The sequence below is a fragment of the Desulforhopalus sp. IMCC35007 genome, assembly GCF_005116575.1.
Lineage (GTDB): Bacteria > Desulfobacterota > Desulfobulbia > Desulfobulbales > Desulfocapsaceae > Desulforhopalus_A.
The window spans coordinates 144,259-168,745 of the sequence record NZ_SWCN01000006.1 but is presented as its reverse complement, the minus strand read 5'-3'; the positions used below and the strand labels follow the sequence as shown (position 1 = coordinate 168,745).

The window sequence follows — 24,487 nt, the reverse complement described above, 5'->3', positions numbered from 1 at the left end:
CATAACCACAGGAACCTGCCACGTCGCCGTATTTCATTATATTTTCAAGAATCTATCTATATTTTGATGATATCAGCAATGTCGGTCTGAATTGCGGACCCATATTTTTTTAAATCTTCACTCAAGAGATAACAATTGAATGATTGCAGGAGTATTCATGATAAGCTATACGATTAGAGAAATCGTTTCTCACCGAAACTTCGTTAATTACCGAACAAGATGGTTACCGTAACCCATAATAAAATCGTCGCTCTCTCTCAATCGCGGGCACTGCTGCGCCTTTTTCATGGATTCCTGCTCATCGTCATTTCCTGTTCCTGTCAGCAAGCCCCTCAGAACGAATCACAGCAAAGAGATGCCATCTTCTATGAACAAATTGATAATTTCAACATCCCAAAACTTAAAACAGCCAACGAGCAACTGGCCTTTGCAAGGGCATCAATTGAAGAGGGGCCTCAGAAACTTGCCGCATTTAAAGCAGTAGCACTCTTTTATCCACAGGCAAGAGAGCAAAAAGGCTTCGCTGCTCTTGAAATCGCTTACCTGCACCTTGGAGATGACTACCGGTTAGCCCGAAAAGAAGAATGTATTCAGGCGCTGCAGCAATACCGGGAGATTGCCTCTCTATACCAGGACATACCTGCCATCTCAGCAAAAGCCCTCTGGTACCATGGATGGATTTTAACTGACCTCCTTCACCACATTTCAGAAGGAAGACAAAGCTATATCGAACTCATTCAACGATATACAGATGAGAAAATATCCATCCTTGCCCCGGCCCCCTGGACAAGCCTGAACCTTGACGAAAAAACCCGCAGCCACCAGCCGTATCTGAGGGAAACTGGCTTTACCTGGGGAGAACTAGCCCTTCTTGAGCTTATTCGTAATTCGCCTTCAGCAGAGCCGGCACTCCATTATTATAACAATTTACAGGCACGCTCCCCCAAGAGTAACGTTCTCTCCCTTGCAAAAACACTACTCCTCACAAAAGGTGATCTCACCGAGACCCAGAAAGGTACCCTGGAAAGGCAAGTGCTTGCTGCAAAAACAACTCAGGAATCAGAAGAACAGTCCAGTTCTTTGTCTCAAACAACCGAGTCTGCAGGGCCGGAGGCAAATGAATAAATGAAAAAGATGAAGAAATATCTGAGGAAATTTCGTCAGTCTTTTCAGCTTCGAATTTTTCTTGCCCTGGTGATGATCAGTGTAATTTTTATTCCTATCACAGGATATGTCGGCTATCTCCAGGCCCTTCATGTGGCCGAAGACCAGATGGAGCAATATACGGTCGGCACCGGGCTGCAGATTGCCAAACACGTTACCTCTTTTCTGGCCCAGCACACCACAAGCGTCACCCTACTGGCCTCATTATTTGAAAGCAAGCTCATCAACACAGATAACACCACGGAAATATTACAATATCTAACCCTGTTCAAAAAAGATCACCAGGAATTTGTCAACATCTACTACGGAGACAGTAACGGCTCTTTCACCATGGTCCCTCCCCAGACGCCGGAGGTGCACAAAATCTTCGATCCACGAACCCGCCCCTGGTACAAGGGAGCTGCGAAGAGCCAGAGCACCCATTGGACCGATGTATACCTGTTTGCCTCCAACCAGAAACCCGGTATTACCGTTTCTATTCCTGTCCTCGACCACCGCCAGAGACTTCGGGGCGTCTGTGGTATTGACGTGGACCTTATCGCCTTTTCCCGGTTTCTTCAGGAATTGGATATAGGCAGGGAAAGTATGGCCTATATTTTTGAAAATAAAACCGGCCACATCATCGCCCATCCATGGATTACCGCTTTGCCCCATAGCAATGAAAAACTTGACCTGCTGAGAACTATTCGACAACAGCTCGACAGTGAAAAGAAAATCTTTGGGGAAACAGACTTTGACGATGGTCAGTATTTTACCTCTTACACAAAATATCCTGAAAATGACTGGACTATCGGAGTGACGGTCTCTACTTCAAGTTATCTCAAGAAAATCAGGGTAATACAACTGACGACCTTAAGCCTTGTCATAGCAGCTATATTTTTCTCGAGTATTTTCAGCTACCTCCTCAGTAAAAACATTATAAGCCCCCTGCTCAAGCTGAAACAGGGCATTGAACGTATCACCAGTGGAGATCTTGAGTACCGGGTCCAGGTCAGTGACCCGGATGTGGCAAAAGATCTGGCAAGGGCCTTTAATAAAATGGCTCTTTCTTTACGCAAAAGCCTGGTTGAGGTTAAAAACACCTATATGGAACTGCAGGAGAAACAAAAACTTGCTGCTGTTGGAAAGATGACTGCAGGCATCGCCCATGAGATAAAAAATCCACTGGGAATCATCCTCGGTTCCACCCAGGTTGTCCTTGATCGAAAGCGCCCCTGGGAGATGCGGGAAAAAGCGGCAAGCTTTATCATGGATGAAGTTGTCCGTCTGGACACCACCCTCCAGGCATTTCTGGCCTTTGCCAGACCAGCGACCCCACTTTTCAGTGAAGTTGATATAGGCAGGGTACTTGAAGAGACCCTATCGGCAACAGAGGAGAGGTATCTGGAAGAAGGGTATCAGATTATCCGTGAGTATCCAGACGATTTACCGCTTATCGAAGCCGATCCAGCCCAGCTGAGACAGATTTTTATCAATATTTTCCTCAACGCCTTCAAGGCTATGCCAGATGGTGGAAAGGTCACCATAACAATCCGGGCGGAAAGGGAACCGGAAATAGGCGGGGCCAGGAAGCGTTTTATCTCCATCAGAAATCCATTTACCGTTGCAAGGGACTGGCTGATAATTTCCATCACAGATGAAGGCCATGGCATGAGTTGTGAACAACTTGAAAAAATTATGGATCCTTTTGTTTCCTTCCGCGACGACGGTATCGGTCTTGGTCTCTCCATTGTTTCACAACTGACGAAACTCCACCGGGGCCATCTCCAGGTGGAAAGTACCCTCGATGAAGGAACAACTTTTTATCTCTATTTTCCATGCATAATCAAGGAGCCTTTTGGTAATGTCCAATCTACTGATCGTTGAAGATGAAACTAGAATGAGGGAAGTGATCAAAATGCTGCTCTCCGACATGGAACTCAATATTTTTGAGGCCAGTGATGGGGATGAAGCGATCAATGTCTTCAGTACTGAAAGCATTAACATGGTGATTTCAGACCTCAAACTCCCAAAAATAAGTGGTATGGAGGTGCTCAAGCACATCAAAAATGCCAAGCCTGAGATACCCGTCATTGTCATCACCGCCTTTGGTTCCATTGACAGCGCAGTCGAAGCAATCCATGAAGGCGCCTTTGACTATGTGACCAAACCTTTTACGGAAGACAAACTGCGTTCCAGTGTCAAAAGAGCTCAACAGATCAGTAAGTTAACATCTGAGGTGAAATATCTGAGAAGGGAAATTGAAGGAAAATACACCTTTAATAATATTGTCGGAGATTCCAGTGAAATTTGTGAGATTCTTCGCCTTGCAGGTGATGTCTCCCACCAGGACACAACGGTACTTATCACAGGTGAAAGTGGAACCGGCAAAGAACTGCTCTCAAGGGCCACCCACCTCAACAGTCCAAGGTCCAAAAACCCTTTTCTACCGGTCAACTGTGCAGCTATTCCTTCGGCCCTTCTCGAAGCCGAACTTTTTGGCCATGAGAAAGGTGCCTTTACCGGAGCACACCAGCTCAAAAAAGGAAAATTTGAAATAGCCTCGGGAGGAACTCTTTTCCTTGATGAAATCGGGGATATGGAGCTCGATGTACAGGCAAAGTTTCTCCGCGTTCTCGAATCCAAAAGTTTTGAACGTCTCGGAGGCAATAAAACCATCCAGGCGGATGTCCGGATTATTGCTGCCACCAACCAAGACCTTGAAAAAATGGTCCAGGAAAAAAGTTTCAGAGAGGATCTATACTACCGTATCAGCGTCTTCCCTATTCGAATCCCGCCCCTGCGAGAAAGACGGGGTGACATTCCCCTTCTGTCACAATATTTCATTGGTGAGTTCAGCAACAACTTCGGCAGACGTCCCCCTACCCTCACAGAAAAAGCGATGGAGATGCTCTACAACCATCCATGGAAGGGTAACATCAGAGAATTGCGCAACGTACTGGAAAGGGCCATGATTCTCTCCAAAGGCGATAAAATTACCGCCCAGCATGTCATACTCCATGAATCTCAGGGTAAACCACTGGGAGAACTGAATCTTAACCAGGTCGTTGAACTCCTCATGCGCGACCACAGAGTCGGTCTTGAAGAACTGGAAAGATCGTATATCCAATATGCCATGGAGGCGGCTAACAACAATGTTTCCCAGGCGGCGCGCCTCCTCGGTCTCTCAAGGGCTACTTTACGCTACAGACTCGACAAGATGTGACACAACAGCTCATTACCATAAAAAATCTTATGTGAGTGCTACCGTGCTTACTATGATTGCCCCACCTGCAGAAAAAAAGAGAAAGGCCAAAAGAGATGTTTCATAATATTTCCGCCGTGGTATAACATCACCTTCGGTGAAGGTCAGAATCAACAGGCGTGGATCGACCACCCCTATCCTAAAGGTTTTTCCACTGGAACGAATATGCTCGGAACAATTGTCAATGCTCTTGCGATAGTTGCAGGCAGTCTGCTGGGGCTGTTTTTCAGTAAAGGTATCGCGAAAAATTATGAAGAAATTATTCTCAGTGCAGTAGGGTTATCCGTCCTTCTCATTGGCATTAAGAGCGCCCTTACATCGGATAGCCTGATGATCGTCATTTTTTCTGTGATTATCGGGGCAATTATAGGTGAGGCGCTAAGAATTGAGAAAAAGCTGGAAGCATTAGGTGCCTTTCTCGAGAGTAAGGTCACATCAAAATCAAAGGACAACAGATCCTTTGCCCGCGGTTTTGTAACCGCCAGCCTCGTTTTCTGTGTCGGTTCCATGGCAATTATCGGCTCACTTGAAAGCGGCCTGACCGGAAACCATCAGACCCTTTTTGCAAAATCAGTTCTGGATGGTGTGACTTCCATCATTTTCGCCTCTGCCATGGGGCTGGGTGTTATGTTTTCGGGACTTGCTGTCTTTCTGTACCAGGGCCTGATCACCCTGACAGCCACTTCCATGAAGGATCTTCTTGTTCCTGAGACAATAGAGCAGATGACATCCGTTGGTGGCTTACTCATCATGGCCATCGGCTTTAACATGCTCAAGATAACATCGATTCGGGTGGGAAACCTGATTCCAGGGATTTTCCTGCCGCTGCTCTACTTTGCCCTGTCTCGTTATTACAGCGCTCTATTCGGATAAAATACTCCTAAAAGTAAGGATGTTAATTCTCAGATTCACAAGTCCCAAAATGGCCGCTGAGATCAGATGAGGCTGTATCGTAATCATTTACAGGCCATCCCCTGCCCTATCGAGAAGTCCTTTATATGTTGCTGGATGCCCATACAAAAACCTCGGTCTAAAAACAGTTGCAATAAGCACGGTCACGGATTGCAGCAAAGAACTCAACTCAGTACTCTTCTCACTTCACTGTGATGTCGTTGAGCCTCCAGTCATACTCAAGATAGCGTATCTTAACTGGTCTTCCTGAATTTTTTTCATAATAGTCAGTGTAGCCAGAAAACATCAATGCCTTTGAAAGGAAATATTCTTCCAAGGATTGAGCACTCCCAGCCCATTCACGAAAGTCATCTCCATACCAACTAAAAATTGAAGATACTTCAAAGACTCCTCCTTCTACTATTCTGTTTCTTGTTTGATCACTTAAAAACAACTTTTCCGCACTTATAAGCTGTTGCTCTAAAATTTCGCCACGATAGGCCTCCCAGCGAAGTGCCGGACAGCCGATACTCGCACAGTTGACGGCGAAGTGTATCCTTGGCTCGTTATACCTTCCGGGCTCCCGGATAAGATTATGTTCGATGTCATCGAGACTGCGCTTTTCACCGAGGAGGAAGATAAACTTTTTCTTCCAGGGGGACTGAAAAAAAGAGCCCAGTTCTTTTATGGATGTAAGGTCAGGATAGCGGGTCAAAATAAGCTCTACAGTCCAGCTATTATAGGCATTGATTAAAAACGCAAGTTGCTCGGCTTTAGACCACTGCAGAAAGTCAGTCGTCTCTACTGTCGAGAGCTGTGCAAGATATGACTGAAGGTTGGCTCTATCCTGCAGCATTGCCCGGTAATCAACCTCTGTTACCTTACCATCGTTAATGGCAACAACATGTTTATTCAAGAGGTTATTCCAGAGAGTGTGATCAAACCCCGCAGCCGAAACCGGTGCACAAGAAAGAAGAAAAAAACACAAGGTAAAAAGAAATTGCAGCATCATTGTCCCCTTTTCCAGGTATGGTACTTTTCAACCCAGGCCAGCAACTTGTGAGGCGCATGGGCTCTTTTCCATTCTCCTGCAACGTATTTATTTGCTTCGGCAAGGGTGGGGTAGGTATGAATTGTCCCAAGGATCTTGTTCAGGCCAAGTCCGTGCTTCATGGCAAGCACGAACTCACTTAACAGATCTCCACCATGGGCTCCCACGATGGTTACCCCGAGGATACGATCCTTGCCGGGAACGGTGAGTACTTTAACAAAACCCTCTGCCGAACCATCAGCGATGGCACGATCAAGGTCATCGATTCCAAAGCGGGTCACTTCGTACTTGATACCTCTTCCCCTGGCTTCCTGCTCGTTGAGACCAACTCTTGCCACCTCAGGATCAATAAAAGTTGTCCAGGGGATTACGGAATAATCGACCTTAAACTTCTTCCACTCCCCAAAGAGGGCATTAACTGCAGCGTACCAGGCCTGATGCCCTGCTGTATGGGTGAACTGGTAGGGACCGGCCACATCACCTGCGGCCAGGATATTAGGATAGATTGTTTCGAGATACTCATTTGTTACAACAGTTCGCTCTGTCTTTATCCCTAGATTTTCAAGACCATAGCCATCCAGTCGAGCACTTCTGCCCACTGCACAGATAAATACGTCGTAGTCAACTCTCTTTTTTTGCCCGCCATTTTCTACAATAACCGCCTTGCCCTGATCGTCTTGAATACACCTCTGCGCACTGTGCTCTGTCAGGACTGTCACCCCGTCCTTTTCAAGAGACGCCCTGGCAAAGGCAGAAACCTCCAGATCTTCTCGGCCCATGATGACCGCCCCACGCTCGATCTGTACCACATTTGCCCCCAGGCGGGCAAAGCTCTGGGCCAGCTCACATCCTATGGGGCCGCCACCCAGAATAACAAGACGCTCCGGTACGGTGTCACGTTCAGCGAGTTTGTCCCAAAGGGTATCACTGGTGAGATACTCTGAATCTTCAATCCCAGGCAAGGGAGGGACAAAAGGACGCGCCCCGGCGGCAATAATTATTGCTCGGGTTGTCAGCCGTTTTTTTTCACCATTTTCAAAGGCTATTTCAACGGTCCATGGATCAACCACCGTTGCATAGCCTTTCAACACTTCGACCCCGAGCTTGGTGTAACGTTCAACACTGTCGTGGGGTTCGACCGTTGCTATAATAGCATGAACCCGCTGCATTACTTTTTTAAAACTGAAAGAAGGACTGTTATCCTCGAGGCCATAATGTCCAGCGTTTTTTAGGTAATGGACAATTTTGGCACTCTTTATCAGCGCCTTACTCGGCACACAGCCGTAGTTGAGACAATCACCACCCATTTTTTCGGCTTCTACCAGGGTTACCTTCGCCTTTACAGCGGCCCCGATATAGGCACTGACAAGCCCCGCAGCCCCTGCACCGATAACCACAAGGTTTCTGTCAAAACGAGAGGGTTTTGTCCATTTTGTATACACTTTCTTTTTTTTCAGGGTTTCTGTGAGCTTTTTGGCGATAAGAGGAAAGAGCCCAAGAAGGGCAAAAGAAAAGAGTAACCCAGGTGACAGAATACCGGACAGACTGTCAATTTTAGCAAGCTGGGTACCTGCATTTGTAAAGACCAGAGTACCTGCCAGCATGCCAACCTGGCTTACCCAGTAAAAGCTCCACGTCTTGATCGGGGTAAGCCCCATAAGAATATTTATGAGAAAAAACGGAAAAATCGGCACAAGTCTCAGGGTAAAGAGATAAAACGCCCCTTCCCGCTCCACACCTTTATTTATCGCAGCCAGTTTATCACCAAAGCGCTTCTGCACACTGTCTCTTAAAAGATAACGTGATACCAGAAAGGCAAGCGTTGCACCAAGACTTGAGGCAAACGATATAAGGACAAAACCCCAGACCAGACCGAACAGACCGCCACCAAGAAGGGTCATTATTGCAGCGCCCGGAAGAGAAAGGGCTGTCACCAGCACATACAGTGAAAAAAACACAAGACTTGTTACGAACGGTGCGTTGTCTCGAATCTCAAGGAGTTGAGCCTGATTGGCCTTGATGTTTTCAAGGGTCAGTACCGTATCGAGATCAAAAGCAAAAAAGGCGACAACTGCCACAAGCAGCAAAAAGACAATTACAAGTTTTTTCATAGTATGAACCTTCAATACATTGGACAAAAGGCCAGCATTTAAAACATCCAGCCTTGGGTTTCAGGTCTTATCCACAGCCTGGGTGGAAAAGTTATTCCTATCCATCTCACTTTAATAGTATTTTTACTTTTTGTGCGTTACACAAGACAGTTTTGGGGTTTTACAAACAACAGAACAGTCCAGCCCACTGCCATAAATACCAATTCAGCAATCGGCCAGGAACCTGTTCATTGTGTTCCTGAGTTTCAAGCAACTCCACGCCTTACAGTACATACAAGACGACTGACCAACAGCAGAACAGTGAGAGATCCGCTCTTTAGTGTTATAACACGATTAATATGGATTTATTTGTTATTTCATGACAATAGATTTATTATTGTAACCACTGGGAAAGGACTGCAATCGTAAACAACCTATCCATCGCCCGATAGAACAGCTATCATAGGACAAGATTGACTGTAAACTGGTCTTTAAACCGCATATACATGAAAGATTATTATTTGATACTGGAACTCTCACCCAAATGTACAGACGACGAAATTCGAAAGAATTATCGAAAGCTGGCCATGCGCTACCACCCAGACCGCAATCCCAACGATCCTGGTGCAGAAGAAAAATTCAAGGAGGTGGCAGAGGCGTACGGCGTTCTAACCGACCCTGTCAAGCGACGTGAATACAACCGCTGCAGAACCAATGGTACAACCTACACAAACGACGGTTTTACCTACAGCCAGGAAGACATCCTTAAAGATCTGTTTAAAGATCCCAGATTTCAAAAGATGTTTACCGGCCTTCTCCGGGAATTTCAAAGATCAGGCTTTCGACACAGTTCCCAGTTTATTAAAAAGAGTTTTTTTGGCGGGAAAGCAGGCCTTATTGCAGGTGGTGTCTTTCTCATTGGCTCGATGGCAAAACCCCTTATCACCGGTGCTGCCAAAAAGACTCTTTCTGGGCGAGCCTCTGTAATCAAATCAATTTCCGGTGCAGTTGGCAACCTTATTGGCGGCAGAAAAAGAACAGAAACCAGGGCTCCACACCCTCATCCCCATCAGGATCACCTAGACATTACCTACCATACCCCTCTCCTGAAGCAAGAATTGGAACACGGCAAGGTTGTTCAGGTAGTCGTCTACGGAGGACAGGGCGAACAGACCCTGAAAATTTCCATCCCCCCCGGCAGTCAGCAGGGACAAAGACTAAGAATCAAAGGAAAAGGCCGCCCAGGACCTCTGGGACGAGGCGATCTTTACCTCCATCTTGTGGAAAAAGAAATATAATACAAAAACGGGGAAATACTCTGTACGTCTCCACTTGTCTAGTTGCTTTCCCTGGCCCTCATCAGCACAAACATGGCCACCAACACCACCAGAACTCCCGGAATAATCTTAGCGTGGGGCAAGCCGTTGCCAATAAGGAAATTGAGTACCAAGACAAGGCCGGGATACAGATACGAATAGGCTGTCACTTTGGTGGGCCCGAGAAACAGTACGGAATACTGCGTCAGAAAAAAGGTGACAATGGTAGTGAAAACAGCAAGATAACAGATCCCAACCCAGACAAGGGGTGGAACCTCGGCCCATGAAACTGTCGCCAGGTCTTTTCCTGTATAGGCAAACAACCAGATCGCTCCGGTAACCAGCACCCAGAACGTAATCACCGCCATTGACTCCCCCCGGTGCAGAATCTTCACCAGTGGAGCATAAAGCCCCATAAAGCAACATCCCCCAAGAAAAATCATATCTCCATGATTCCATTGCATGGTGAGAAGACGTACAATATCGCCGTCAAAAATCACCCAGAGCACCCCGATCAGCCCGCAAAACAGGGCAATAAACTGTTCTTTACGTAATCGCTCCCTCAGTAGAAAAAAGGAGTAGAAGCAGGAGATGGAAGGCACCAGTGCAAAAATAACACTTATATTCAAAGCACTTGTGTAACGCAGAGACAAGAACATTGCGCAAAAGAAAAAGACCATGCAGCCACTGATTAAGCTACAGCGCCACAGGAGAGAAAAGGAGAAGTGTAAGCCATACCTCTGATGAACAATCGGCCCGAAGATTGTTGCCGCAACACTAAAGCGGATCAGGGTGAGCAGGGCAGGATCAAGGGCTGAGGTGATTGCCGCTCCCACAATAAAGGAGGTGGAAACCAGGATCGCCGAAAGCAGCATAAAAAGATGAATCTTTATAAGAGGCCGGCGTATCATTACACCGGCCACCGCATGTGAATCTAACTTTTTTCGGTCGGACCTGTTGTGAAAATCCGAGTCCTGCTTCAACTTTTATAATGGATTTCAGGTCCACCGACCTTGGGACCATCATTTTTTGCTTTAACCTGTTCTATGGTTGCCATGGCGGCCGCGACCATGCCACTGACATCGGTCAGATTACTCGGGATAATCATGGTGTTGTTTGCTTTGGCCAGTTTGCCGAACTGTTCAATATAGCTTTTTGCCACTTCAAGGTTTGCCGCTTCATGCCCGCTTGGCGAAGACATCGCCTCTGCGACCTTGGCAATACCTTGAGCAGTCGCTTCAGCCACCCTCAATATTTCCTGAGCACGACCCTCAGCCTCATTTATGCGTTTGATTTTTTCGCCTTCTGATAGAAATATGGCCTCTCCCCTGTCTCCTTCCGCTTTATTGAGAATGGCCTGCTTCTGACCTTCCGATCGGGCAATCTCCGCCCTTTTTTCCCGCTCGGCCTTCATCTGCTTTTCCATGGCTTCAAGTACCGTTCTGGGCGGCTGAATATCTTTGATTTCATAACGAAGAACCTTGATACCCCAATTGTTGGCCGCTTCATCAAGGGCCATCACCACCTGACCATTGAGCGTCTCCCTTGCCTCAAAGGTATTATCAAGAGATATTTTTCCTATGGCAGAACGAAGGCTCGTCTGGGCTAACTGCGATGCTGCAAAATGATAATTATCAATACCATAGGCGGATTGTTTTGAGTTCAGGACCTGAAGGTAAAGAATACCGTCGACTTCAAGGGTCACGTTATCAGCCGTAATACAGGTCTGAGCAGGAATGTCGATAGGTTCCTCCTTCAATGATCTCTTGTAGGCCACTTTATCAAGAAACGGAATCAGAATATGAAACCCCGCTTCAAGAGTCGTTCTGTACTTTCCCAGCCTCTCAACGACAAACTCAGAGCGCTGCGGCACAACAACAGCAGTCTTGAGCACAACGACAACAACAAAAAGTAAGATAAATCCAAGCGCTATTAGATTCTGTTCCATGACTTCCCCCGGCTATATTTTGTCCATCTGTCAGTTTTTTGCAGATTTATATTTTTTCTACGTGGATGACGAGGTTCTTCTGACGAACAACGGCTACAATTTCACCTTCTTCTATCACCTCGTCTGCGCTGGCACGCCAAGAGGTGCCAGAGTAATTAATCCGGCCTTCAGCAGGTGGAACAATAGTAACACCGACTACGGCACGTTCGCCCGGCACCGCATATATTACATCCTCATCAGGCTCTTCATCGATTTGCGTATGTTTTGGCTTAAAGAAATTCTTTTGGATAAGGTCGCGGAGCGTCAGTAGAGACACCACAGAAGTTACAATAAAAAGGCCCAGTTGCCAGGCCAGAGCAATGGGTGTCAGCCAGGCCACAAGGGCTGTAATAATAGCCGCAAGACCAAAGAAAAAGAGGACAAAACCGGGTAAGGCCAGTTCAAGAAAAAAAAGCATCACCCCGATAATCAACCAATACAGTGCAGGATCAATAAAAGACATAATTTCCCCATGGAAAAAGACAAAAAGGAGGACGGAAAAACCCCGCCCCCCTTCTTACGCACAAATTGTTTTGTAACACCAACTGTTTTCTACTTCCCAAACAGCCGGTGATAGACAACACCTGCCGCGACCATAACCATCGGCCAGACCCAGATCAGACCAATTCCAAGGGGAATTGATGCCACCAAAAACAGAAGAGACATGATGAGATACAAGGCCGCAACCTTCCACCAAACCTTGTGAACTGCTTTTCTGGAAGTTTCCAGGGCCTGCCATGGTGAGAGGTTTTTATCAACAATTAGAGGGATTGCCATGGCATAGCCAACCGCAAGATAAATACCCGGCAAAATCAATAACAGAAAACCAATACTGACCAGGATAAACTGCAGGATAGTTACGACAATGATCTTTCCTGTAAAAGAAAAACCGTGAAAAATCATCTTCCAGGACACCCTATCTCCTGCAACCTTACGGATTCCCATAAAGAGCAGACCCGCAATAAAAAGCATGGAGACAACCTGTGTCACAACCTGGAAAAGAGACGGAAGGATATACCCTCCAAGCCCTATATCTTCTGTAGTGGTTGCCGGCATCAGGAATGCACCTCCCGCGATGATGACGATCAACACCAGATACATGATCGCAGAACCTGCCCAGACCGCACCTTTAATTCCTTTGACACCGTCCCAGGCATCTTTGATAACCCCGCCTACCGTGAACCGTTTCTGCCCCTCATCTCCCGTTGACTGGCTGGCATCATCCTTCTGTGAAGCAAGTGCCGCAGCCCCAAGTGCAGCAGTGGCAGAGTGCTCAAACGCAGCGGTTTCTTCAGCTTCTTCCGCAGGCAGGCAGTCGGTGCAATACAAACGTCCGTCGATTGCGATAAAAGGCTCTCCAACACTGTCTTTCTTACCACATTGCCAGCATTGCTCTTTATCCATGCCGTACGGCTCGTCTTCTACTTCAACCATCTCATCGACTTCATCGGGCTCATCTCCAATGATAACGTCAACATCGGAGTCATCTTGTTCCTGGCCGTCTGCAGGAAGATCAGCCTCGGCAAAGGCCATGGCAGCAGACGCTTCTTCAGTGTCAATTACCGCCTCCGTCTCGGTCTCAAGTTCTTCTATAATTTCTTCAAGGTCATCGGTTCTGCCACCCAGGACATTACCTAAATCTGCAGCAAGATCATCTTCATCAATGCTCTCTTCTCTTTCACCACTGATGTCAGTCTCAATATCTGCATCTATCTGGGCGTTTAAAGCGGCAACAGGGCCTTCATCATCATCGACGGAGCCGGGTGCTGTCAGCTCATCTCTTTTGGCCTGCATTTCATTTTCGGCAATTTCCTTATCCAGCTCAGCCCCAAAGTCATCCCAGTCGATACTCTCGTCACTTTCTTCGACAAGGGCCTCAGCGTCTTCAGGGGCCTCTGCATCTTCACTCTCCGCTGCGACAATCTCAGGAGCACTGTCATCTGGCAGATCAAGCAACCCTTCGGTCACTTCTTCAGGTGCCTTTTTCTCATCAAAAGAAGATACTTCATCAGAAAGATCAAGAGTCGGGTCGCTTGCCTCCTGTAGACTTTTCTCGGCCTTTGATTCCTCAAGGTTGAGGGCATCTTCTACAGAGGGGGGAGAGAATTCGCTTTGGTCAATAGCCATATCAGATGTGAGATCAAACATCCCCTGACATTTTGGACACTTTATCTTTCGTCCGCTATATGAATCATCCGCAGAGCCTTTCACTCCGCAATGGGGACAATAAATTTTCATCGAACTCCTCCAGCTCCTCTGTTTAATTCATCTAACATGAATATGTCTTCCCAAATAGTAGATGCCCGGAACGGTCCGGGGTGCTGCGCATGATACGGATACCTGTGAAAATTGAATCTCTTTCAAAAAATAGTATCGCACCTCTGCCTCTTTTCCAACCCAAAGGTGGCACTAATAGAATTGCATGATTAGCATAATCATCGTATTATTAAATAGAAGCTTACGCAAATACAATATATTTTTCAGTTTTTTCTAACTAAAGATCGCAATGGAAATCATCATAATAGCCGCTATGGCTCAAAACCGCGTCATCGGTGTTAACAACAAAATGCCCTGGCACATCCCTGAAGAACTTAAACTGTTTAAAAAAACGACCATAGGTTACCCCATGATCATGGGCCGGAAAACCTTTGAATCATTTCCGACGCCCTTACCGGGGCGCCGACACATCGTGCTCAGCCGTAACAAGGAATACCAGCCCAAAGGAGCGGAGTACGCATCATCACTTACAGAAGCGCTGGACTTGTGTGGTGACGTCGAAAAAGTCTTTATCATCGGCGGTGCTGAGATTTTTCTGCACGGTTTTGACGTTGCCACTCACATAATCCTGACGGTTATCAACAAAGAAGTAGAAGGGGACGTCAGTTTCCCTCACTTTACCAGTGATGAATTTATTGAAGAAAGACGCGAACATTTTCCCGAGGCATCGGAATCATTTACTGTCTTTCACTACCGCCGGAAATAGTCCCACGCCGTGCGGACCCTACCGTCAGCACGGCCAATATTGTCGACAACTCCGATACCTTCACCACCCTGAGGCCAGAAGACCAGTTTTAAATACGCTCCAGACCAATCAAAGCAGCTTGTAAAATTCAATCACAAAACCGTCCATCATTACAAGGAAAAGACACTTTTTTCTATCTCCTTAGTGAAAAATGCAATTGAGCGCCAATCTTGATATCGTCGTAAAGATTCATCCTGGCCGTAACGGCGAACTCTAAAAAAGTTCGAACTTTTTGAAAAACCATCAATCTTTACTTTGTCAAACTAGTGATGATCTTTAAAAAAGCTTCGCACCGACACCACAAATACAGGGAGTTTTGAGGCTGCAAGAAACTCAAGGAGGACACATGCAAGAAGATATAACAATCACCCGCTATGAACCGAAGAAAAAGCAAGGCCTCATCGTCATCATCACAGGCAATGGTAAGGGAAAAACAACCTCCGCCATGGGCATGGCATTGCGGGGCTGTGGACATGGACTGAGAACCACAATTGTCCAGTTCATGAAAGGTGATCTCTATTCTGGTGAATGGGATGGCGTAAAATACCTTGAACCACTGGTAACTCTTTACCACACAGGCAAAGGGTTCTGCGGCATCGAAGGCAACCCCTTCCCCCATTCTGAACACAGGAAAAATGCCCAGGACGCCCTGCAGTTGATCAAACAGATCATTCAAAACGATCCACCGGATACTCTCATCCTCGACGAAATCAACAATGCTCTGCAGCTTAAGCTTATTGACCTCGACCAGGTCATGGAGATTATCAAATTACGCCCTGAACAGATGCATCTTGTACTCACTGGCAGGGATGCGCATCCAGATCTCATCGCCCTAGCAGACACCGTCAGCGAGGTGCGCGAGATAAAACACGCCTACAGAAAAGACATCGAACCACAGCCGGGCATCGATTTTTAAAGCGAGGTCAGTCGCGTCGGTCTGGTACATCTAAAATATGGTGGACAAGGTCATGCCTGAAACCAAACGATATTTCCGTTCCCTCCTGGATTGTGCCGTTGAGTGCAAGATGGTGCTCAAGTCGAGCACTGAAAACCGCATCGCAGCAGGAAAACGTTACAATCCAGGTAAAACCATCTCGAATAAGCCCTGTGACGCTCCCTGAAAGCCTTTTTTCCCCGGAAGAGAATTCCCCTTTTGAACCGATATGGATATCTTCTGGTCGAAGAGCAATATGCCCCTTCTGCATATTGCCAACTGAGGTGGGAGCTGGAATGGTGATACCCTTAAAGGTACACAGACCCTTTTCATAGCTTGCTTCAAATATGTTTTTCATCCCGACAAAATCGGCAATAAAGGTGGTCGAGGGCCGGTGAAAGATATCCAGGGTTCGACCGCTCTGTTCGATATGTCCTTTGTGGATAACCGCAGCATTGTCGGCGAGAGTCAGAGCATCGACAAAATCATGGGTAACCATGAAGAAGGTGGCACCCGAGCTTTTATGCAACTGTTTGAGATTTTTCCTCAACCCTTCCCGAAACTGTGGATCAAGCGAAGACAGTGGTTCGTCGAGCAGCAGGACCTTTGGCCGGCAGGCCAGAGCCCTGGCAAGTGCCACCCGCTGTTTCTCTCCTCCGCTCAGCCTGGAAGGTTTTCTCACTTGAAGGTGGTCAATGGAAAGCATTTCCATGAGTTCAAGTGCATATCGTTTCCCTTCAGTTTCCTCAATATTATTGTAACGCTGCCCATAAATGATATTTTCATAGCAAGTAAGGTGGGGAAAGAGGCTGTTGTCCTGGTAAACCAGGCCTACGTTGCGCTGCTCAGGAGGTGCCTTTGTGATATCCTGACCATCAATAGAAATACTGCCTCCATCGGATCTCAGCAGACCGGCAATGGACTCCAGCAGCAGGGTTTTTCCCGACCCGGTCGGCCCCATAAGGGCAAAAAAAGAGTGGCTATCCACCTCAAGCGAGACCGGCCCCAGAGAAAACGAGGGGAACTTAATCTGCAATTTATCAATAGAAATCATTCAGATATACGTTTGGGTTGGGAGATAATCCGCAGGAACAGAAAAAACAGCAATGAGACAAGTATGAGTAGAACCGCAACCGGCTGTGAATATTTCAAACCATATGCGGTAAACCGCTCGTACATAAGGACAGGGGCTACCATTGGATGGTAGGCGATGATGATGATCGCACCAAATTCACTCAAGGCTCTTGCCATACACATGATCATTCCCACCAGCAGGTAACGCCAGCTCAGGGGCAGCAGCACCCGAAAAAAAGTGGCCCCCCTTCCCGCCCCAAGAGAGCGCGAAACTTTTTCCAGCCGCTCCGGGATACCCTCAATCCCTGCTTTTACGGTATTGACGAAAAACGGCAAGCCCACAAAAACCATAACAGCGATGATTCCTATGCTGGTGCCCATCAGACTGATATTTAACGAGAGCAGAAACTTTCCGAAAGGATGGTTATGACCCGAAATAGTCAAAAGGGCAATACCCACCACTGGATGCGGGATCATAATGGGCAGATCAATGATGGATTCGACCAGCTTTTTCCCGTGGAATCTGTGGCGTGCCAGAATATAGGCCAGAGGTGTCCCGAAAATAAGTGTAATAATGGCCGCCGTGCCAGAGGCAAAAAGAGAGAGGCCAATAGAACGTAAAACATCTTTATCTTTTAAGGTCTCAAGGAAAATCTCTTTTTCAGGTGCAAAAACCGTCTGGGCCAGAGGGCCAAAGATAAACAGCAGGACGAGGACCGCAGAGACCAGCATCCAGCTGTTAAAGAGAAATCCCGGAAAACGCTGAAGCCCCGTCAGCGTTTTCCGAAAAGGTGTGATATCTGTTTCTTCCATGAACTACTCTTTTACTGCAACCTTCGACTGCAGGGAGGCTGGTAACTTCTGCAACATCTCCTGACTTGGCACCTGAACGGGTATAAAAGGGGGTTGTCCCTGGGATTCCAGAACTTTCAGACCTCCCTCGGCATCAAAAAGATAGCTGAGAAAAGCCTCGGCGGCCTCTTTATTGGCCGCCTGATCGAGCATGGTGATACCGTAGGTAATCGATTTGCCTATTCGGTCAATTGTTGTTCCAGGTTTGTTGCCGGCAACGGTCACCTTAGCCTTACTGTATGCCGGAGACATGTCGAAATTTCCAAGGTTGATCTGATCGTCCAAGCTGATGTACTTCAAATTATGCTGAACGGCAACCGAGAGATATTCCCAGGCGTAATCCATGTGGCCTGACTGGAGCATAGATATCAGTTCCACAGATTTAGGCCGAACATTTTTCTCCGGACGATTTGCAAGAAGCTTATCATTTAAGCCGGGGACACCATAAAAATTTTCAGCCAATTGCAAGACCATAAGAGAGCGGTAGCCACAGGGGTCAAGATTGGGGTCAGAATGGCCCCAGACTACATCCTTACGCTGGAGAATATCAAACCAGTTGCTGGCATTAATTTCATCTGCATATTTTGATTGATCGGTGTAACAAAGCACCAGCTGATTGGAGGCAAAACGCACATTCCAGGAAGCAAATTTAGGGATCAAGTTCTTATCAATGACGACAAAGTCAGCTGAGGCCATTATATCTGCAGGCTTGCCAACTTCAGAAATAAGACGTGCCATCTTGGTGGAGCCACCAGCTTCCCGCTGAACATCAACTTCTGGATATTGAGCCTCAAAGGCCTTCTCCATGGCAGCAAATGGCACGGAGAGCGAGCCTGCATGGAAAATCACCAGTTTACCAGACGGTTGCGCCTGTGCCGAGAACGCCGAAAGAAAAAGGAACAACAGCGCAAAAATCTGCAATTTGACAACGGATCGATTCATGTCAAGATCTCCTCAATGAACATTGAAATTTGGGTTAAAACATCAGCTATTTGTACCATGATAGAACGGTTGCCATTCTACCACTTTCATCTACAGCGGCAATTGCTTCATTGTAGTACAAAAAAAAGGCCAACATCCCTCGCGGGATATTGGCCTCATCCTTGCCTGTTTTTCTTTTAACTATAAGATATCAGGATATTTCTGTTGGTTTACAGAGGTCGCCGCTACTCGCAGCCATTCTGCCACAAGATGAACAGGAATATTTTATCGCTGCCAGTTTTGCTTTACATACGTGGGTTATGCCCACATTTTTTTCACCACAAAAACTACAGGATATCTCTTCATCAATGGGATCACAAAGATGACCCGGATCATCAGCCACAGCGCCACAACTTTTACAGGTATGAGCCATAATAAGCCCCCTTTATATGTTGATTTTTACTAAAGAAAGAACAGAAAACACTCTGGATGCCCGGATATGACGAGAAATGATTGCAGAGAAAACTGACTGCAAAAACATATCCAGGCCACTGGTAATTAAACTAACCAAACTCCATTGCTTGTCAATGGCACACCAAGGCCCACAGCAGTGACCTGGTACTTTTGGATATCGGAATTTCACACTGCCGATAACAGTCAGCGCGGCGAGCCACAAGCAGAGGGGAAATTTTCTCATCGAAACTGTCCAGTTGAGTCCCTGTATGGATTCCCTGCAGCGCCTCTTGGAGACTTCAAACTAAAAAAGGCGTCCCGACCACTGCCTGGACACCTTTTCTTATTTTTGCAATTTTAGACAGAGTTTGTGACCTGCCCTATTTGTTTCTTGTTACCTCCAGGCTGACAAACACCTCGACGTCTTTACCTACAAGCCCCATTTCATAGAATTTTCCTGTTCCAACCCCATAGGCAAGGCGATCAAGCACTATCTTGCCATTAAAGCCAGCTACCTCCTTTCCCGCAGCGGCTGGATGATCTTTCATACCTGCCAGAACCAGAGGCAAAACAAGATCATAGCTTTTACCTTTGATGGTAAGTTTACCGGTAATATTATACAACCCGTCATCACCCGGCGTTACAGCCGTTGAAACAAAGGTTATGGTGGAATACTTGCCAGAATCAAAGAAATCGGCTGACTGCAGATGTTTGTCCCGCTTGCTGATATTAGTGTCAATGGAATCAACTGTGATGGTAAAGGCAAAACTGCTGTTGCCTGCATCGGCCGGATCAAAGACAATTTCACTGGTAAAGTCATTGAAATGTCCATGCACTTTAGAAAAAATATGATCTACGCTAAAATAAATATTTGAATGTCCCGTATCGACCTCCCAGGTATTGGCCGCTGTGGAAGCAAAGGGGAAAAACAAAAGAGACAGAAAGAGAACGCAGAGTGATTTATAAATTTGCATAGGTATCCTCCAGGGGATGAATTCATACTTTCATATATTCTGCATACCGGTAACTCTCCTCCAAACAGGGACCGGGGAAGAGCCGGGGTATTACAGGGTTGCGCTTCAGACACTTTTGTCTTTTCTATTTTGCAGAAAAGCAGTTCCTTTAACCCAGAAAACACGTAAACAGAGCAAGGCAAAAGCAAGAAGCAGAATAGTTTTAGGAACGTTATGTGAAAAAGAATCACTGACATACAAAACATGCACAACAATGATAACCGGGGTGAGATAGCCCAGCGGTTTATGGATGGCCCGCCAGCGCCGGTAATCCAGATGCAATGCCTGTCTGTAGCGTGAAGAAATCACCATTGCGAGAATGATCCAGAAAAGAAGTGCCCCCACCATCTCCGGCCAGAATTTAAAACCAATGGGTAAGTTTTCTAAACCTTCCGGGACAAGAATCAACAACACATGTAAAACTGCAAAAAACAAAATCAGCAGACCATTGGCACGGTGCCAGGCCATGATATTTTTCAGGCCAAAAGATTTTTCCAGAAACCGCCCAGCCACCGCCAGAACAATCTGACTAAAGAGCAGGACGAGGGCTATCATTCCCGATATTTGGCCCAGACGTAACAGTGTTTTATCCAGACCAATTTTGTACCAGAGGGTCTGTGATTCATAGAGATACGGAAGGCTTAGTGCACAGGCAAGAGCCAGCAGAAAAATTAATGCTGATGTGTACTTCCTGAAATACTCCATACATTCTCCAATATGCATTCTTATGCCACTTGGTGTCAGTAGAACATTGGGAGTTATTGGAAAAATGTCAATTATTAATTGTTTCTGTAATAGCCCGAAAGGCCTTGTAAATGGCCAAAAAGAAATGGGAGAATGTATCTGTCTGTGGGGGGGGAAATTCAGGCAGCTATTACTGCAGGCCGATGCGGGTGCTGAGCTCTTTGTCTATCAAATCCGGATCTGGGGCGTTGTAACGGATTATATTTTGAAGATGTCTCAGGTTTTCAGGAGTAACAGAAGTGAACTGAATACTTACTTCTCCGTCAACTACCCTGACAATTCGACCGAAAACCATAACCCCAGGTTCCATTCTGGGGAGAAGGATTGTGACACTGCACTCCTGATCTATAGAAAAGCCGTCGTTTACACCCAGCAAACAGCCACCCACACTGAGATTAGTTATGCGCTCAAGAGCGTACTCCACACCATCCACATTCAATTTTGCAGCAACATCGAACACTATCCGGCTAAATCTACGTTTTTCAACATTCATATGTTCTCTCGCTGAACCTGCGGTTCGCCTTGCGATGCGGACCATAAGGGAAAAATTTAAACCACCCTTTAACTATATCGATCTGAAGATAAAATTCAAGTAACCATTACAGAATGGTGGGAGTCCTTTCCGGTTTTGCCAGCCTGATGTTATTTTCAATTGAAATTACGGGACGCGGCCCTTATAAGTCTATAGCAAATTGCCTCAACCCATTAACACGAAGCCCCGCTTAAAAAGGATAACCCATGGAAGGAAGTAAAAGCCCACAAGGCGACCTGATCTTACGGACCCTGGCAATGCCTGCAGATACCAACCCTGCAGGTGACATCTTTGGTGGCTGGATCATGTCTCAAATGGATATTGCCGGAGGAATCCGGGCTCGGGAAGTAACAGGTGCGCGAATTGTAACGGTTGCTGTGGAATCCATCACTTTTATAAAACCCGTGCGAGTAGGGGATGTCGTCTGCTGTTATGGTGATGTGGTCCGGATCGGGACCACATCTGTTACCATAAACCTGGAAGTCTGGGTGAAACCATCCATGAACTCGGCAAGTGCCGCTGGAAATAAATTTCAGGTCACCCGTGCGGCATTTACCTACGTAGCCGTCGATGATGACGGAAAAAAAAAGGTTATTCAGCGTTAAAATAGTCGTTACAGCAGCACATCTGCTTCACCTCCACCGCCATTTAAAAACTCCAGAACCGACGGCCAGTATTCCGGGAACATGGAGATGGTTCCATGCTCACCCCGTTCAATGAATACAACTTTCTTCTCTCCTGGAATATGGTCAAGAAGTTTTCGTGTCCTTTCCGGTCGTACAACCGTATCTCTGCCCCCATAAAAAATGAGAAAAGGTGCCTCGACTTTTGCTACATAGGCAACAGAATCGAACCTATGCCGCAAGAGCCTGCCCACGGGTAACCAAGGGTAAGCAGACTGGGCCACAGACACTAAACTGTCGTAGGGTGTAATCAGGATAACCCCCGCTATCTGCCGCTTTGATCCTACGTAGCAGGCAACACCTGAGCCAAGACTCCGGCCCATAAGAAAAATACGGGATGCAGGGTACTGGCTTCTGATATCATCAAAAATACCGAGGGCATCAGCAAAAATATCGCCTTCTCCCGGCACCCCCCCACTGGGTCCGTAGCCTCTATAGGCGACAAAAAGGGTTGCCACCTGGAGGGCTTCAAACTCATCAATGTTAAAAAAAACATCCTCACCGTTACCACCATAATAAATCACGATCTTTTCCCTTGCATACAATGGGTTAACCAGCCAGCCTTTGACGGTCACCCCATCGCGGCTAAAAGAATAGTCTTTGACATCGGTGGCTTTATACTCTGCATGACTTGCTACGGTAGGGTAAAACAGAAAAGATTCCTGCTTCCAGTACATAACACCGACAATGATAAGATATCCACCAGCCAGAAAGCCTACAACTTGTGCTAAAAGACTCATTTTCTCTTCTCTCTTTTTTTGTAATGTCTGGATAAAACCTGTAAAAGAACCATGCCAGGACCGGATATGCTCCTGTTTTTTATCAGCTATACCGCCCAAAAAATGCGCAACAACAATCCGAATCTTTCATGCCGGCGAGAAGACACACCTTATACAATCACAGTCAAGAACCGCCTCTTCTGTACCGGGCTCCATAACGAGCAGAGTCATCCTGTAAACATATTATCTTTATACCTAAAAATTGCATTCTCTGTTTTTCGTTTTTAAATATTATCGTATTTTCAGGATGATATGTCAGACAACAACAATGTAGAGGTTTACAACAGTGTGAAAAAAGAAAATTTCAAAACAAGCGAACCCTACGGGAGCACCTTGAGGTCAACTCTGCAGTATCACAAGACATTTGTAGGAGAAAACTCCGGTGGCATGTCTTGTGCCTCGCATATCTAACCACAAGGCTCGGCCAATATTTAGGTTACATATTTTTCGTTTGAATATTTCTACTAATATGGTTTACATTTTTTCACCTCTGCTGACAACGGCCCTGTAAAATCTGTTACGGAACCCTCTTGATTTTGTAAAGCAAAACCTTAGAACCAACAAGTGACACAAGTGATCGAGCCAAATCGACAAACTGAGCTCCTTAAACTCACCAAGGAGCTCATTGCTATTCCCTCCACCCACTCCCGCCCGGGGAAAATTCATGAATGTAACCAATGGATTAGTTCCTGGCTTTCAGCGCGAAACATTCATTTTACAACAACGACCTATCAGAATGTTCCTTCCATCCTCGTCCTGCCCACGAAAAGCTACTCGCCGATGTTACTCATGAGCCATTTTGACGTAGTGGAGGCCGAAGACAGCTCACTCTTCACCCCACGGGTTGAAGATGGAAAACTGTTTGGCCGGGGGGCAATAGACGATAAATATGGAGTTGCACTCTCATTAACTCTTTTTGATCAACATCTCCATCGACTCACAAAGATGGGCCGAGGCCAGGAAGCCATGCCTTTCGGCCTTCTTCTCACCGGCGATGAAGAAATTGGCGGGGCAAACGGTACCGGAAAAGCCATTGACCATTTTTCCACTGATTTTTTCATTACCCTTGACGGTGGCAATCCGGACATCATCGTTACCAAAGAAAAAGGTATTCTCCGTCTGGAATTAATTGCCCGTGGCAAAGCTGCCCATGCGGCAAGGCCCTGGCTCGGCTGTAACGCCTTTGACATCCTTACAAGTGATTATGCACGTATCAAAGAACTGTTCAGAGATGAGGCAGAAAATCACTGGAACAAAACGGTGTCCCTGACCCAATGTTCAGTAGGTAACGGTTCGCCCAATATGGTACCGGGCTCTGCTTATGCGATGCTTGACATACGATATACTGAAAATGACGACCCCGACGAACTTATTCGGCAAATCAGAGCGGTTAGCGTATCGGAAGTACAAATAAAAACTCAGGAACCTGTATTTTCATCCGGTCAATCCGACTATCTCAATACACTGATAGCACAATCAAGCACCACCCGGACAGGCTGTGAAGATGGCGCCTCCGATGCCAGATACCTCTCGGCAAGAGGGGTCCCCGGTATTGTCTGGGGAGCTGATGGTGAGATGAGTCAACATACAGAGAGTGAACACCTTGTCATTTCATCTCTTTTTGATATATATGACCGTTTGGACTCGTTTATCACTACCCTTCCTGTTCTGGAGCTCAGTGACGTCGCGTAGGCAGATTTTCTCTCTCCTGCTTCGTTAGGAAACAGAAAAAAAACC

The 24,487-nt window shown here is 46.5% G+C and carries 23 protein-coding genes; 9 read left to right on the top strand and 14 right to left on the bottom strand.

Going from position 1 to position 24,487, the window contains the following annotated elements:
- Nucleotides 1–219: 219 nt before the first annotated feature.
- The 4 genes from FCL48_RS08500 (at nucleotide 220) to FCL48_RS08485 (ending at nucleotide 5,281) form a co-directional block, all read left to right on the top strand.
- On the top strand, nucleotides 220–1,125 hold the full coding sequence (locus tag FCL48_RS08500; RefSeq protein WP_136871838.1) for a hypothetical protein: 906 nt from the start codon (nucleotides 220–222) through the stop codon (nucleotides 1,123–1,125).
- On the top strand, nucleotides 1,126–3,030 hold the full coding sequence (locus tag FCL48_RS08495; protein WP_136871837.1) for a cache domain-containing protein: 1,905 nt from the start codon (nucleotides 1,126–1,128) through the stop codon (nucleotides 3,028–3,030). It abuts the gene before it with no gap.
- Nucleotides 3,008–4,369, top strand: a complete 1,362-nt coding sequence (locus tag FCL48_RS08490) for a sigma-54 dependent transcriptional regulator (protein WP_136871836.1) — start codon at nucleotides 3,008–3,010, stop codon at nucleotides 4,367–4,369. The genes FCL48_RS08495 and FCL48_RS08490 overlap by 23 nt, the downstream gene beginning before the upstream one ends.
- A 204-nt stretch (nucleotides 4,370–4,573) precedes the next feature.
- Complete coding sequence (locus FCL48_RS08485; RefSeq protein WP_136871835.1) at nucleotides 4,574–5,281, top strand: DUF554 domain-containing protein; 708 nt, start codon at nucleotides 4,574–4,576, stop codon at nucleotides 5,279–5,281.
- A gap of 220 nt (nucleotides 5,282–5,501) precedes the next feature.
- On the opposite strand, the gene FCL48_RS08480 is transcribed toward FCL48_RS08485, so the two are convergent.
- Both FCL48_RS08480 and FCL48_RS08475 read right to left on the bottom strand, forming a co-directional pair.
- Nucleotides 5,502–6,311: a DUF547 domain-containing protein gene (locus tag FCL48_RS08480; RefSeq protein ID WP_136871834.1), complete on the bottom strand. Its 810-nt coding sequence runs from the start codon at nucleotides 6,309–6,311 to the stop codon at nucleotides 5,502–5,504.
- The gene (locus tag FCL48_RS08475; RefSeq protein ID WP_136871833.1) at nucleotides 6,308–8,461 is read right to left on the bottom strand and encodes an FAD-dependent oxidoreductase; all 2,154 of its coding nucleotides are present in this window, start codon (nucleotides 8,459–8,461) and stop codon (nucleotides 6,308–6,310) included. Before FCL48_RS08475 ends, FCL48_RS08480 begins: the two co-directional genes overlap by 4 nt.
- A 485-nt stretch (nucleotides 8,462–8,946) precedes the next feature.
- Between FCL48_RS08475 and FCL48_RS08470 the strand changes: the two genes are divergently transcribed.
- A complete protein-coding gene (locus tag FCL48_RS08470) occupies nucleotides 8,947–9,738 on the top strand; it encodes a J domain-containing protein (protein WP_136871832.1) in 792 nt (263 codons plus the stop codon).
- A 38-nt stretch (nucleotides 9,739–9,776) separates the two neighbouring features.
- Here the strand turns inward: FCL48_RS08470 and FCL48_RS08465 are convergent, their stop codons facing one another.
- From FCL48_RS08465 to FCL48_RS08450, 4 genes are all read right to left on the bottom strand, one after another.
- A complete protein-coding gene (locus FCL48_RS08465; RefSeq protein ID WP_136871831.1) occupies nucleotides 9,777–10,667 on the bottom strand; it encodes a DMT family transporter in 891 nt (296 codons plus the stop codon).
- Nucleotides 10,668–10,735: 68 nt separating this feature from the next.
- Nucleotides 10,736–11,704 carry an SPFH domain-containing protein gene (locus FCL48_RS08460; RefSeq protein ID WP_136871830.1) on the bottom strand — a complete coding sequence of 323 codons (969 nt, stop codon included), beginning with the start codon at nucleotides 11,702–11,704 and terminating at the stop codon, nucleotides 10,736–10,738.
- Between the two features lie 46 nt (nucleotides 11,705–11,750).
- The gene (locus tag FCL48_RS08455) at nucleotides 11,751–12,206 is read right to left on the bottom strand and encodes an NfeD family protein (protein ID WP_136871829.1); all 456 of its coding nucleotides are present in this window, start codon (nucleotides 12,204–12,206) and stop codon (nucleotides 11,751–11,753) included.
- Nucleotides 12,207–12,295: 89 nt separating this feature from the next.
- Complete coding sequence (locus FCL48_RS08450; RefSeq protein WP_136871828.1) at nucleotides 12,296–13,981, bottom strand: hypothetical protein; 1,686 nt, start codon at nucleotides 13,979–13,981, stop codon at nucleotides 12,296–12,298.
- 268 nt (nucleotides 13,982–14,249) lie between these two features.
- Here FCL48_RS08450 and FCL48_RS08445 point away from each other — a divergent pair, with 268 nt between their 5' ends.
- Together FCL48_RS08445 and FCL48_RS08440 are read left to right on the top strand one after the other, a co-directional pair.
- On the top strand, nucleotides 14,250–14,726 hold the full coding sequence (locus tag FCL48_RS08445) for a dihydrofolate reductase (protein ID WP_136871827.1): 477 nt from the start codon (nucleotides 14,250–14,252) through the stop codon (nucleotides 14,724–14,726).
- A 385-nt stretch (nucleotides 14,727–15,111) separates the two neighbouring features.
- Nucleotides 15,112–15,681 (top strand): cob(I)yrinic acid a,c-diamide adenosyltransferase, encoded by a 570-nt coding sequence (locus FCL48_RS08440; protein WP_136871826.1) that lies wholly within the window; start codon nucleotides 15,112–15,114, stop codon nucleotides 15,679–15,681.
- A 7-nt stretch (nucleotides 15,682–15,688) separates the two neighbouring features.
- Here the strand turns inward: FCL48_RS08440 and FCL48_RS08435 are convergent, their stop codons facing one another.
- The 7 genes from FCL48_RS08435 to FCL48_RS08405 form a co-directional block, all read right to left on the bottom strand.
- Nucleotides 15,689–16,753, bottom strand: a complete 1,065-nt coding sequence (locus FCL48_RS08435; RefSeq protein ID WP_136871825.1) for an ABC transporter ATP-binding protein — start codon at nucleotides 16,751–16,753, stop codon at nucleotides 15,689–15,691.
- The gene (locus FCL48_RS08430) at nucleotides 16,750–17,505 is read right to left on the bottom strand and encodes an ABC transporter permease (RefSeq protein WP_205747676.1); all 756 of its coding nucleotides are present in this window, start codon (nucleotides 17,503–17,505) and stop codon (nucleotides 16,750–16,752) included. The genes FCL48_RS08435 and FCL48_RS08430 overlap by 4 nt, the downstream gene beginning before the upstream one ends.
- Nucleotides 17,506–17,589: 84 nt before the next feature.
- Nucleotides 17,590–18,567: a tungstate ABC transporter substrate-binding protein WtpA gene (gene wtpA, locus FCL48_RS08425; protein WP_136871823.1), complete on the bottom strand. Its 978-nt coding sequence runs from the start codon at nucleotides 18,565–18,567 to the stop codon at nucleotides 17,590–17,592.
- A gap of 190 nt (nucleotides 18,568–18,757) precedes the next feature.
- Nucleotides 18,758–18,979, bottom strand: coding sequence for a hypothetical protein (locus tag FCL48_RS08420; protein WP_136871822.1), 222 nt, complete (start codon nucleotides 18,977–18,979; stop codon nucleotides 18,758–18,760).
- A gap of 400 nt (nucleotides 18,980–19,379) precedes the next feature.
- Nucleotides 19,380–19,973, bottom strand: a complete 594-nt coding sequence (locus FCL48_RS08415) for a YceI family protein (protein WP_136871821.1) — start codon at nucleotides 19,971–19,973, stop codon at nucleotides 19,380–19,382.
- Between the two features lie 105 nt (nucleotides 19,974–20,078).
- Nucleotides 20,079–20,717 carry a ferric reductase-like transmembrane domain-containing protein gene (locus FCL48_RS08410; RefSeq protein WP_169309139.1) on the bottom strand — a complete coding sequence of 213 codons (639 nt, stop codon included), beginning with the start codon at nucleotides 20,715–20,717 and terminating at the stop codon, nucleotides 20,079–20,081.
- Between the two features lie 169 nt (nucleotides 20,718–20,886).
- On the bottom strand, nucleotides 20,887–21,249 hold the full coding sequence (locus FCL48_RS08405) for a PilZ domain-containing protein (RefSeq protein ID WP_169309138.1): 363 nt from the start codon (nucleotides 21,247–21,249) through the stop codon (nucleotides 20,887–20,889).
- 245 nt (nucleotides 21,250–21,494) lie between these two features.
- Between FCL48_RS08405 and yciA the strand changes: the two genes are divergently transcribed.
- Nucleotides 21,495–21,893 carry an acyl-CoA thioester hydrolase YciA gene (yciA, locus tag FCL48_RS08400; protein WP_136871818.1) on the top strand — a complete coding sequence of 133 codons (399 nt, stop codon included), beginning with the start codon at nucleotides 21,495–21,497 and terminating at the stop codon, nucleotides 21,891–21,893.
- Between the two features lie 8 nt (nucleotides 21,894–21,901).
- On the opposite strand, the gene FCL48_RS08395 is transcribed toward yciA, so the two are convergent.
- Nucleotides 21,902–22,711 carry an alpha/beta hydrolase gene (locus tag FCL48_RS08395; protein WP_136871817.1) on the bottom strand — a complete coding sequence of 270 codons (810 nt, stop codon included), beginning with the start codon at nucleotides 22,709–22,711 and terminating at the stop codon, nucleotides 21,902–21,904.
- Nucleotides 22,712–23,323: 612 nt separating this feature from the next.
- Here FCL48_RS08395 and FCL48_RS08390 point away from each other — a divergent pair.
- Nucleotides 23,324–24,442, top strand: coding sequence for a M20 family metallopeptidase (locus tag FCL48_RS08390; RefSeq protein ID WP_136871816.1), 1,119 nt, complete (start codon nucleotides 23,324–23,326; stop codon nucleotides 24,440–24,442).
- The last annotated feature ends 45 nt before the right edge of the window (nucleotides 24,443–24,487 follow it).